Here is an 11,290-nt window from a genome sequence, read left to right on the forward strand (position 1 = left end):
GGAGTTAATGCCCAAATGTGTGGTTGTGGATGAGTCGTTTGACTGGGGCAACGATCGCCTGCTAAAAACGCCTTGGAACGAAACAGTCATTTATGAACTGCACGTCAAAGGTTTTACTAAGCAGCACCCAGACATTCCAGAACCGCTGCGGGGCACCTACGCAGGACTCGCGCATCCAGCGGCGATCGCGCACCTGCGATCGCTCGGGATCACGGCGGTTGAACTGATGCCCGTTCACCACTTTTTGTCGCAGCCCGGACATCTTGCAGACAAAGGATTGACCAACTATTGGGGCTACGACTCGATCAACTTCTTTGCACCGCACGCTAGCTACAGCGCCGATCGTGCTCCCGGTGGACAAGTTCGGGAATTCAAACAAATGGTGAAAGCGCTGCACGAAGCGGGGATCGAAGTGATTTTGGACGTGGTGTACAACCACACGGGCGAAGGAAATCACTGCGGTCCCACTGTGTCACTGCGCGGCATTGATAACGCAACCTACTACCGCTTGGTAGAGGGCAACGAGCGCTACTACATGGACTTTACGGGCTGCGGCAACTCGCTGAACGTCCGCCATGCGCAAGTGCTAAAGCTGATCATGGACAGCTTGCGCTACTGGGTCACGGAAATGCACGTAGACGGCTTCCGGTTCGATTTGGCGTCCGCGTTGGCGAGAGAACTCTACGCCGTGGATAACCTGTCGGCATTTTTTGACATCATTCATCAAGATCCGATTTTGGCGAATGTCAAGTTGATTGCGGAACCCTGGGACATTGGGGATGGTGGTTATCAAGTCGGGAATTTCCCGGTGCTGTGGTCCGAGTGGAACGGACGCTATCGGGATGAAATGCGCGACTACTGGCGGGGACTGGATGGCAAGCTAGGCGAGTTTGGCTATCGGTTCACGGGCAGTCCGGATCTCTACCAGATGAACGGACGCCGCCCCCACGCCAGCATTAATTTCATCACGGCGCACGATGGATTTACGCTGCGCGATTTGGTCAGCTACAACGAAAAACACAATGAAGCCAACGGCGAAGACAGCCGCGACGGTGAAAGCCACAATCGCTCCTGGAACTGCGGTGCCGAAGGCGAAACGGACGATCGAGACATTCTGGCGTTTCGCGATCGCCAGCAGCGAAATTTCCTCTCAACGCTGATGCTGTCGCAAGGCATTCCAATGCTGGTGATGGGCGATGAAATGGGGCGATCGCAGCACGGCAATAACAACGCGTACTGTCAGGATAGTGAGTTGTCCTGGCTCGATTGGAACCTACAGGAGCAGAATGCCGATCTATTAGACTTTACCCGTGACTTAATCCATCTGCGGCACCTGCATCCTGTGTTTCGTCGGCAGCGATGGTTTCAGGGGCAGGCAATCCACGGGTCAGACGTCAGCGACATTGCCTGGTTTAATCCAGACGGTTGCAGCATGTCGGATGAACAATGGCACGCTGGATATGCGAAGTCGATCGGAATTTTTCTCAATGGTGAGGAACTGCCCGACTGCGACATCCAGCGCAATCGCATTTGCGACGATAGCTTCTTTTTGTGCTTCAACGTGCACTGGGACTTGATTGAGTTTACCCTGCCGCCACAGCTACAAAACCGGAACTGGCGGGCGATCGTTAACACGAAACAGCCCCGGTTTGTGGATGAGCAGATCACGTTCTCAGGTGACAAAACAGTGCCAGTGATGGGGCGATCGTTGGTCATACTTCAGTGCTTTCAGTAGCCGTTGAGCAAACAACTGCAAGCATCCTCGTGGCTATAGCGTTTCTCAATTTGGTGAGGTACGCCGAGAGAGCCTGCCCCTTCCGTTGCAGGGAAGGGGCAGGCTCTCTCCCCGTTTCGGGGAGGGTTATAGCCTGCGGCATTTGAGAAAGGGAAGGGGGCAAACCCTAACGGAGCAAGAACCTCCGTAATGGCTGGTAGCCATTACGGAAGTTTGTGTAGATGGAAAGACATAAATGTAGCCTAAACCACTAAATGTCTTCAATTAACCAGAGTTTGTCTTTCTAAATCTATCCGCATGAGGATGATTCTCTCTGAAGCTTAGTTTTTCTCAGCCGGAAGTATAAGTCTCTGCAAAGTGAGTTATCCCTCTAGCTAGAACCGCGTTCCCTCCTTTCGGCAGTGCTTCAGAGGCCATTCAGCTTGATACGCTATTAAGCATGGTAGACGACTTCTACTACCGACTGTAAAGCATCTGTATTAACGTATCTCTCACCTAAAAACGGAGAAGAAAATGGATATTCTAGCTTGGATTGTGTTGGGTCTAATTGCTGGTGCGATCGCTAAAGCGATTTATCCCGGACACCAAAGCGGCGGCATTTTAAGCACAATGCTATTGGGTATTATTGGTGCATTTGTTGGTGGTAGCCTCTACACCTTCCTAACGACAGGTACATTAGCTTTAACGTCTGCAGGCTTGAGTATCGGCGGTATTGTTGTAGCAGTTCTGGGTGCAGTCGTTGCTCTGTTCATCTACTACGCAGCTACCCGTCGCGCCTACTAAGTATTGAGACTAGATTGTAGCGGCGATTATGAAACGCTAACGTAAACCACTTGTTTAACACATCTTTCACTTACAAACGGAGAAGAAAATGGATATTCTAGCTTGGATTGTGTTGGGTCTAATTGCTGGTGCGATCGCTAAAGCGATTTATCCCGGACACCAAAGCGGCGGCATTTTAAGCACAATGCTATTGGGTATTATTGGTGCATTTGTTGGTGGTAGCCTCTACACCTTCCTAACGACAGGTACATTAGCTTTAACGTCTGCAGGCTTGAGTATCGGCGGTATTGTTGTAGCAGTTCTGGGTGCAGTCGTTGCTCTGTTCATCTACTACGCAGCTACCCGTCGCGCCTACTAAGTATTGAGACTAGATTGTAGCGGCGATTGTGAAACGCCAAGAATGATAAAAGCCTCCGCTTGTGCGGAGGCTTTTTGTTGGGTTTGTTAAGTGACTGATGGGCGTAAGCTGGCTAACGGCTCATGGCTCGCTGGGTGGCAAGCCGCTGGTAGGCAGCCGCAAAGTCATCAGTTGTTATTTGAATGGTGCTAGAACCGTCGCAGACTTCAGCACGATAGCGACGGATCGCCTCCGTTGCTGCCTGATTGCTCAATAGCGACAAATCAGCTCCATTCCACTCCTCAGTTTGCGCTGCCCAGTAAGCTAAATCGACATCTGCGATCGGTCGATCGTCGTTGTGCACGCGCAAAATAGCAAGACGGCTAGCTTCGTCCGGCAGATCGACTTTCAGTTGCAAATCGAGCCGCCCAGCCCGCAGCAGTGCCGGATCGAGGGCTTCTGGACGATTGGTGGCTCCAACGAGCAGCACATTTGGGCACTCCTGCAAGCCATCAAGCTCCGTCAGCAGTTGCCCAACAACTCGATCGCTAACACCCGAATCACTCTGGAAACTGCCGCGTGCCGGAGCCAGGGTGTCAATCTCATCGACAAACACGACGCAAGGAGCCGCCTGTCGTGCTTTTCTGAACAGTTCCCGCACTGCCTGCTCAGATGCTCCCACCCACTTGCTCAAGAGTTCGGGACCGTTGACTGAAATAAAGTTGGCGCGGGCTTGAGCCGCAACTGCCTTTGCCAGTAGCGTCTTGCCCGTCCCCGGCGGTCCCCACAGCAAAATACCTCGCGGCGCTTTCGCTTTCGTTTGTTGGTAGAGTTCGGGGTACAACAACGCGCCCTCAACCGACTCTTTTAGCGTTTGCTTTACGCTGTCGAGTCCCCCAATGTCCTCCCACGCGATCTTGGGAGCCTCGACCTCTACCGATCGTAGAACCGCAGGCTTAATTGCTTTGATCGCCTGTAGAAAATCTGCTTGCGTTACGGTCATCCCCTGCGGCAGCGGACTCTCCAGCGACGGAACGAGCCGACGCAGCGCTGTGTAAGCCGCTTTCTGGCAGAGCGCTCTCAGGTCGGCTCCAACCATTCCCACCGATAGATCGGCGATTGTATTCAGATCCACCGATGCCTCTAAGGGCATCGCACTCGTCAAGATTTCCAGAATTTCTAGCCGTCCAGCCCGATCGGGAACGCGGAACTGCACCTCCCGATCAAACCGTCCCGGACGCCGCAGTGCCGGATCGAGATGGTCGGCGCGGTTCGTTGCCGCCAGAACAATCACGCCTTTGGTTTTGGCAAAGCCGTCCATCAAGCTCAGCAGTTGCGCTACGACGCGCTTTTCTACTTCGCCCTCTGCTTTGGCGCGATCGGGGGCAAGGCTATCAATCTCGTCAATGAAGACAATACAGGGCGCAGACCGCGAGGCTTTCTGGAACAGGCTCCGGAGTCGAGCTTCGGCTTCCCCGTAGTACTTGCCCATCACCTCCGGTCCTACAATGGCGATGTAGTTGACATCGAGTTCAGTGGCCAGTGCCCGAGCGGTCAAGGTCTTCCCAGTGCCGGGGGGTCCAACGAGAAGCACGCCCGTCGTGGGTTCTAACCCCAACATCGTCAGCAGGTCTGGGCGCTTCAGCGGCAGTTCAACGAGTTCGCGCAGCTCTCTTAAAACGTCGGATAAGCCGCCAACTCCCTTCAACGAGGTCGGCGGAACGCTATCCGTGGCAGGCGGTGTAATAATGACATCACCCGTGGCAGGCGGCGTCGATCGGGTTGCCCGCACTCGACTGCTATCGGGTGCAGAGGTGTCTCGGGGAGTCTCTGTGGCGCTGCGAGAGGTGCTCCAACCGTCGGGTTCCGTTCTCCCTTCGATCACTCTAACGATGTCGAGTAAGCCCTCAACGCCCTGATCGACGAGTTCTTCAAATTCTTTCAATAAGTCATCCATACGCCTGCCCTTGCCTAGTGCCTTCAGTATAGACATCCAGATTCAAGAGGCAGGGGACCCTGTATGGACTTGTTACACTTCAACGACAGAGTTGGTCATTGAAGCGCACCGTTCACAGCTATCTGCATATGCTATTGTGGTGTAGTCTAACGGGATGTAGCGCAGCTTGGTAGCGCGCCTGCTTTGGGAGCAGGATGCCGCAGGTTCAAATCCTGTCATCCCGATTGGGTTCTGAACGATGAGATTTAAGGGGCTATGGGATGGGTAAGGCAAGGCGGTAAAGCATTGCTGATTCGTCGCCTTTGACTTCCGCCATCCTGGGCAACTGCTTTCTAGTTCAGGATATCTGGCAGCAATCCGATCAGAAACCTGTCCGAAGAGATCGCGGGAGACTGCAAGCGCTGTGCGTTGAGCAGCTGGGCTGTTGCCGTAGGTCTGGAGGTAAGCTTTTCCAGCTTCGGCTGCCACCAACCGATTAACTCCATTGTGGCTCCTAGCGCGTGGGTTGAAATCGGCGGGTGAAGCTCATCCATTTGTCGATTTTGCCGCCCGTAATGCTGAGAATGGGAATATTGACGGTGCGACTATTACCACCCGCTTCCTCATAGGAGAAGTAGATGGGGGTGGACTCTGGTTTGCCCAAGCCATAAGCGATCGCTAGGCCGTTGGCAGGTTGGCAGCTAATCCGAAAATTGCCCATGTCGATCGAGCCGCTACTGAGGCTGTAGAGAAGTTAAATGACAGCATTCTCCAGTGTCATGATCACATTATTGATAAGTAATTCCGCCGTTTTCTTACTTAGCAACGGTTCAACATGAGCGAAGGTGCAGTTCATTTGGTTATTTAAAGTAACAACACCCAGCCAGAGGCAAGTTCCTACAATATGTTGCCCGGTCGCAAAATAAAACTCTTTTAGTCTGAAGCACTCGCTCTCACTTTTGGAGTAAAACTTTCCCAAGTTAGAAACATGCGTCGCTGTATTTCTTCCCATGTTGTACTCTGCCATTTGTGTCAGGAAGGAAACTTGATATTTTTTCAGCAGCTCTGGATTAGAGACTTGATAATGAGGGACTTTAGAATCGATCATCTGACGAATGTTTGATCGACAGTCACGAGCTAATTGCCAAAAGTCAGGTTCAGAATCAAGAAAGTGAGTTGTTGTGATGGCAGAAACGAAGCAACCTAGCTGACTTTGTGCAACAGGCGGGTGGCAGAATACCCGCAAATCAACATTAGAGCTACAGGATAGTAGGGACGGGTTGCTGGTTTTTAAGGTCTCCGTAGAAGCTGCAATTAACATGGCTGTACATAAGGCACCATGAACAGTTGTTTGCTCTTGACGACAACGGTCTTGAAGATGCTGTGTTAAGGATCGACTGAATAGGCGAGTTATCAAATGAGTTTCCCGATGCTCTGATGTTGTCGTTTCTTCAATGATGAGAGTTGGGGACGAGTCTGCTTGACTGGATGCAATCTGAGTGGAAGGTAAGGGAGCCTGGTTGGATAGGTACCTCTCCAGAAACTGCTCCAATGGTGGCTGTAAAGGCATTGCTTCCGGAGGAGTGATGGCTACACCCTCAGCTAAATCGCAGCAGTAGGATAAAAGCTCATCAATGAGATGGAGGGCAGAGCTTCCAGCAGCGATCGCATGATGGAAGGTCACGATCAATTGGTTAGTATCTGTTTTTTCTTTCGCTTGTACAAACGTAATTCGACAAAGTGGTTCTTCCTCATCAGAAAATGTCCGAAGCATCTCACCCTGAGCAATCTCAAGCCACTGTTGCTTATATTCTTGCTCAATGACCTGTAAAGGAATTAATAAACCAGTGCCAGAAACAAAATAAAAACTATCCCCTGATTTCTGAAGATGGGTTTGCAGTAAAGGGTGTCGCTCTTGGAGTAAATTAATAGCAGTCCTAAGTATCTCAAATGGAACGGCTCCTTGTATGTGAGCGATATTGACATAGAGCATTGCGCCCAGTGAATGGAGTGTCGCAAAAAGATGTTCAGTTAAACCAAGCCTACGGCTGAAACTACCCATATCAAGATCCTTAAGCCTTAATAACAGATACGCCAAAGTTTACCCTTTATCTCTAAAGGCTCCAAGTCTGCTGTCGCCGCTAATTCAGGTAAAACCGCTATCTCAGCACTCGCATTGCGTTGAAGATCGCCATCAGTGCAACACCTATATCGGCAAAAACGGCTTCCCACATCGTTGCAACACCGAAGATCCCCAGCACAATGAATCCTCCTTTGATGACCATTGCAAAAATGATGTTCTGCCAGACAATGCGGAGCGTTTTTTGCCCCACTTGAATTGCTTCCGCCACTTTGGAGGGAGCATCTGTCATTAAAACCACATCGGCAGTTTCGATCGCGGCATCTGAGCCTAGCGCTCCCATTGCAATTCCGACATCGGCTCTAGCAAGAACAGGAGCATCATTAATGCCATCACCGACAAATGCAACTCGATCGCCGTTACGCTCCTGAGCCAAAATTGCTTCAATTGCCTCGACTTTTCCTTCAGGCAGTAGCCCAGCGTGAAAATAATCCAGTCCAACTTTGTTAGCAATGCTGGCAGCCGCCGCTTCGGTATCTCCCGTTAGCATCAACGTTTTCCGAATGCCCGTTACCCTTAATGCCTGAATTGCCTGAACCGCATCTTCTTTCAGCTCATCGGTAATAATAATGCGTCCGGTATACGTTCCATTAACGGCAAAATGCACAACGGTTCCTTCCACGTTGCAGACATCGTAGTCAATGTTTTTGCGATGTAAGAGGCGATCGTTTCCAGCAGTCACAATACGACCGTTAACGCTGGCTTGGATACCATGCCCTGCAATTTCAACGTAATCCTGAATCTCAGAATCATCGATCTCTCGCTCATATGCTGCGCGAATCGATTGAGCAATGGGATGGGTTGAATGAGCTTCCACTTTGGCTGCCAATTCTAGCAGCTCGGACTCGGTGAAACCATTTTTGGGGACAATTTCAGTAACTTGAAATACGCCTTTCGTTAACGTTCCAGTCTTATCGAACACCACCGTTTTTAAGCCTGCCAAGGTGTCCAGGAAGGTAGATCCCTTGATTAAAATACCGCGTTTTGCGGCTCCGCCAATACCACCAAAATAGCCCAATGGAATGCTAATCACCAACCCACAAGGGCAAGAAATTACTAGCAGAATGAGTGCCCGATAGACCCATTCTGCATGAGTTGCACCTGGAATAAAGAGGGGAGGAAGGAGGGCGATCGCCAATGAAAGAATGACTACAACGGGAGTGTAGCGGGAGGCAAATCGAGTAATAAATTTCTCAGTTGTTGCCTTCTTGCTGCTAGCGTTCTCGACCAAATCTAGAATGCGAGAAATTGAAGATTCGCTAGATCGTTTGGTCACTCGAACCGTCAGAACTCCTGACTGATTAATCATACCTCCCAGCACTACTTCTCCAGGTCGAATTGTGCGAGGGACAGACTCACCTGTAAGAGCAGAAGTATCCACCTGAGAGGTGCCCTCCAGCACTTCTCCATCTAGCGGAACCCGTTCACCCGGCTTGATCAAGATGAGATCGCGAACTTTCACAATTTCTGGAGAAACAACCTGAATACCTGTGTTTGTTTTTAGATTGGCAGCATCGGGACGAATTTCTAATAGAGATTGAATGGAGCGGCGAGAACGGCTAACAGCAGCTTCCTGAAATAGCTCACCCACCTTGTAGAACAGCATCACTCCCACTGCTTCCGGCAGTTTGTGAATGACGATCGCCCCAACGGTTGCGATCGTCATCAGGAAGTTTTCATCAAACACTTGCCCGCGTAAGATGTTGAGTCCCGCTGTTCTCAAAACCGACCAACCACTGATCAGGTATGCCGGAATGAAAACAGCATACTCAGCGAAGCTATAGGGCGTGTTGTGCAAAGGTTCCTCAAAAATCAGCCCTAGCCCAAATAGGGCAACCACAAACAGTACAGAGGGCAGTTCCCGTTTGAGGTGAAACTCTGCACCACGACGCGGCTCATGAGTACGATCGTGAAGCTCTGATTGGGATTCTGGAGCAATAACAGTAAACCCCAAAGCCACAACGCGGTTTTGAAGCGTCTGAGGGTCAATTTGGCGGGGATCGTAAGAAACCTTTAGTTTGCCTGAGTCAACGTTAATGAATGCGTCCTCGACTCCTGCTAAATTCTCAAGCGCTGTAGAAATCTTGCTAGCACATCCAGAACAGTCCATTCCGCCCACAATAATATCTAGGATTTGCTTTGTAGCGACTGCCTCTGATGCAATGCTGTAACCTAATGCTTTTACACGGGTCTGAATGTCTGCTTCACTAACGTGCTGTGGGTTGTAGGAAACGGTTAAGCGCTCGGTCGCGACACTGACTGAAACTTCAGCCACTCCTTTTAATTGCTGTAAGCTGCGCTCGATTTTGATCGCGCAACTGGTGCAGTCCATTCCACGCACTTGCAAATGTTGAGTCTTGAGGGCAGGAGTCTGAGTCATAGCTGTTGATGGAATGCAGCGTTGATTTCTGTCATTCTAAAGCAAACATTTAAACGTTTGAATAACTGTTCACAGATGGAACGATAACCATTTTTGTTTCTATCGTGAGTCGCGCCGTAATCTCTCAGCAATCAGCCCTGTAGCTAAAGGGACGATCGAAGATTTGTCAATCAGTCAGGTAAAAGCCAGATTGCGATTCTACGATCGCGTAGCATAACCTCATGCACTTCACCTTCCAATTGCAATGCCTACTCGCCCCTACTTGTTCTATGCGCTGACGAACAGCGTTTGTTCTAAATGCTTAGCAAAAACTGAAGCAAAGATTATTTTTCGCGATGGCAACGTGTATTTAATGAAACACTGTTCCTTTCACGGACGCGAAGAAGTTCTCATTGCCGATGATATCGAGTATTACAAACAGTGCCAGGAATTTATTAAGCCGGGAGACATGCCACGCCGCTTTAACACGGCGATCGAGCGTGGCTGTCCGTACGACTGTGGGCTGTGTCCCGACCACGAACAGCATAGCTGCTTGACGCTGGTAGAAATTACCGATCGCTGCAATCTTTCCTGCCCAATCTGTTACGCAGATTCGGGCACTGAAGAATTTTCTAGTAAGGACTTACAGCGTCGCCATCGCAGTCTTGAGCAGATCGAACACATGATCGAAAACGTGGTAGCGAACGAGGGCGAACCCGATATTGTGCAGATCAGCGGCGGCGAACCGACGATTCATCCAGAGTTCTTTCAAATTTTGGACTTTGCCAAAAGCAAGCCAATTAAGCACTTGATGATCAATACGAATGGAATGCGAATCGCGATCGATCGAGAGTTTTGCGATCGCCTCAGCCAGTACATGCCAGGAATTGAGGTATACCTGCAATTCGACAGTTTTGAAGCGGCTGCGCTAAAAGAATTACGCGGTGCGGATGTGCGAGCCATTCGAGAGCAGGCGATCGCGCATCTAAATGAGTTCAATATTTCAACCACGCTCGTGGTTACGCTGAAGAAGGGGCTGAACGATGGTGAAATTGGCAAAATTATTGATTATGCCTTACAGCAGAAATGCGTCCGAGGCGTAACCTTTCAGCCCATCCAGGCAGCAGGACGGTTAGAGGGATTTGATCCAACGCGCGATCGCTACACGTTAACCGAAGTTCGCCGCGCTATTTTGCAGCAGAGTCCACATTTTCAGCCGAAAGATCTGCTTCCGGTGCCCTGCCATCCTGACTGCTTGGCAATGGCATACGCGCTAAAAATCAACGGTCAGGTGATTCCGCTAACCGGATTGCTCGATCCGACTGCGTTCATCAACGTCATGCCTAACTCGGTTGTTTACGAGCAGAATGAGGAGCTGAAGCAAAATATCTTTAAGCTGTTTTCGACCAATCATTCGCCGAGTTCTTCTGCAACGACGCTGAAGCAACTGCTTTGCTGTTTACCTTTGGTCAATGTGCCGACAGGATTGACCTACGAAAACATCTTTCGGATTATGATTGTGCAGTTTATGGATGCGTTTAATTTGGATGTGCGATCGGTCAAGCGATCGTGTATTCACATTGCCGATCCCGACGGTCGTATTATTCCGTTCGATACGTACAATATGTTTTACCGCGAAGGAAGCCAGGGTTATCCACTGGTGGCTTACCGCTCCTAACTAATTAATTGCAAAAAGACTGATGCCTAGTAGGACACTACATGACACGCAGAGACGAAATTAGGGGGATTTCAGCTGGAATCTTTTTCCTTTTGGGCGCACATTTCGTCGCCTTTTGGGTTTACTTCGGGCTAGTCTTTGTCGTTACGCTGATTAGTCAGGCGATCCCGAATTCTGTCTTAAATTCGTTAGTTACCAACTACCTTTGGCTGTTTCCAATCCTGTTTTCGGGAGTGTCGCAGCTCGTTTATGTAATTCCGATCGCGCTGTGGCTAAAGCGTCGTGGGCAGTCTGCAAGACTAAAAGGCGTCATTATTGGTGC

At 50.2% G+C, this 11,290-nt stretch carries 8 protein-coding genes, 1 tRNA gene and 2 pseudogenes; 6 read left to right on the plus strand and 5 right to left on the minus strand.

Features of this window, described 5'->3' with window-relative positions:
* The 3 genes from glgX to H6F43_RS08880 all read left to right on the plus strand — a co-directional run.
* On the plus strand, positions 1 to 1,735 hold a 1,735-nt coding region (gene glgX, locus H6F43_RS08870; RefSeq protein ID WP_190342432.1), incomplete at its 5' end, for a glycogen debranching protein GlgX.
* Between the two features lie 513 nt (positions 1,736 to 2,248).
* A complete protein-coding gene (locus H6F43_RS08875) occupies positions 2,249 to 2,518 on the plus strand; it encodes a GlsB/YeaQ/YmgE family stress response membrane protein (RefSeq protein ID WP_190342433.1) in 270 nt (89 codons plus the stop codon).
* Between the two features lie 88 nt (positions 2,519 to 2,606).
* Positions 2,607 to 2,876 carry a GlsB/YeaQ/YmgE family stress response membrane protein gene (locus tag H6F43_RS08880; protein ID WP_190342433.1) on the plus strand — a complete coding sequence of 90 codons (270 nt, stop codon included), beginning with the start codon at positions 2,607 to 2,609 and terminating at the stop codon, positions 2,874 to 2,876.
* Between the two features lie 112 nt (positions 2,877 to 2,988).
* Here the strand turns inward: H6F43_RS08880 and H6F43_RS08885 are convergent, their stop codons facing one another.
* Positions 2,989 to 4,812 (minus strand): AAA family ATPase, encoded by a 1,824-nt coding sequence (locus tag H6F43_RS08885; protein WP_190342434.1) that lies wholly within the window; start codon positions 4,810 to 4,812, stop codon positions 2,989 to 2,991.
* 150 nt (positions 4,813 to 4,962) lie between these two features.
* On the opposite strand from H6F43_RS08885, the gene H6F43_RS08890 reads away from it, so the two are divergent.
* Positions 4,963 to 5,036: transfer RNA gene (locus H6F43_RS08890), tRNA-Pro, on the plus strand.
* Positions 5,037 to 5,305: 269 nt separating this feature from the next.
* Here H6F43_RS08890 and H6F43_RS08895 read toward each other — a convergent pair.
* The 4 genes and pseudogenes from H6F43_RS08895 to H6F43_RS23040 form a co-directional block, all read right to left on the minus strand.
* Entirely contained in the window at positions 5,306 to 5,512 is a 207-nt protein-coding gene (locus tag H6F43_RS08895) for a hypothetical protein (RefSeq protein ID WP_190342435.1), read from the minus strand.
* 33 nt (positions 5,513 to 5,545) lie between these two features.
* A complete protein-coding gene (locus tag H6F43_RS08900) occupies positions 5,546 to 6,889 on the minus strand; it encodes a condensation domain-containing protein (protein WP_190342436.1) in 1,344 nt (447 codons plus the stop codon).
* A gap of 61 nt (positions 6,890 to 6,950) precedes the next feature.
* Positions 6,951 to 9,065, minus strand: a complete 2,115-nt coding sequence (locus tag H6F43_RS08905) for a heavy metal translocating P-type ATPase (protein WP_347272389.1) — start codon at positions 9,063 to 9,065, stop codon at positions 6,951 to 6,953.
* Between the two features lie 39 nt (positions 9,066 to 9,104).
* Positions 9,105 to 9,311, minus strand: a pseudogene (locus H6F43_RS23040) (heavy metal-associated domain-containing protein); the annotation flags it as partial.
* A 244-nt stretch (positions 9,312 to 9,555) separates the two neighbouring features.
* Here H6F43_RS23040 and H6F43_RS08910 point away from each other — a divergent pair.
* A complete protein-coding gene (locus H6F43_RS08910; protein ID WP_190342438.1) occupies positions 9,556 to 10,968 on the plus strand; it encodes a radical SAM protein in 1,413 nt (470 codons plus the stop codon).
* Between the two features lie 92 nt (positions 10,969 to 11,060).
* Positions 11,061 to 11,290 (plus strand): annotated as a pseudogene (locus tag H6F43_RS08915) (hypothetical protein); the annotation flags it as partial.

This window comes from Leptolyngbya sp. FACHB-36, from assembly GCF_014695955.1.
Taxonomy (GTDB): Bacteria; Cyanobacteriota; Cyanobacteriia; order Leptolyngbyales; family Leptolyngbyaceae; genus FACHB-36.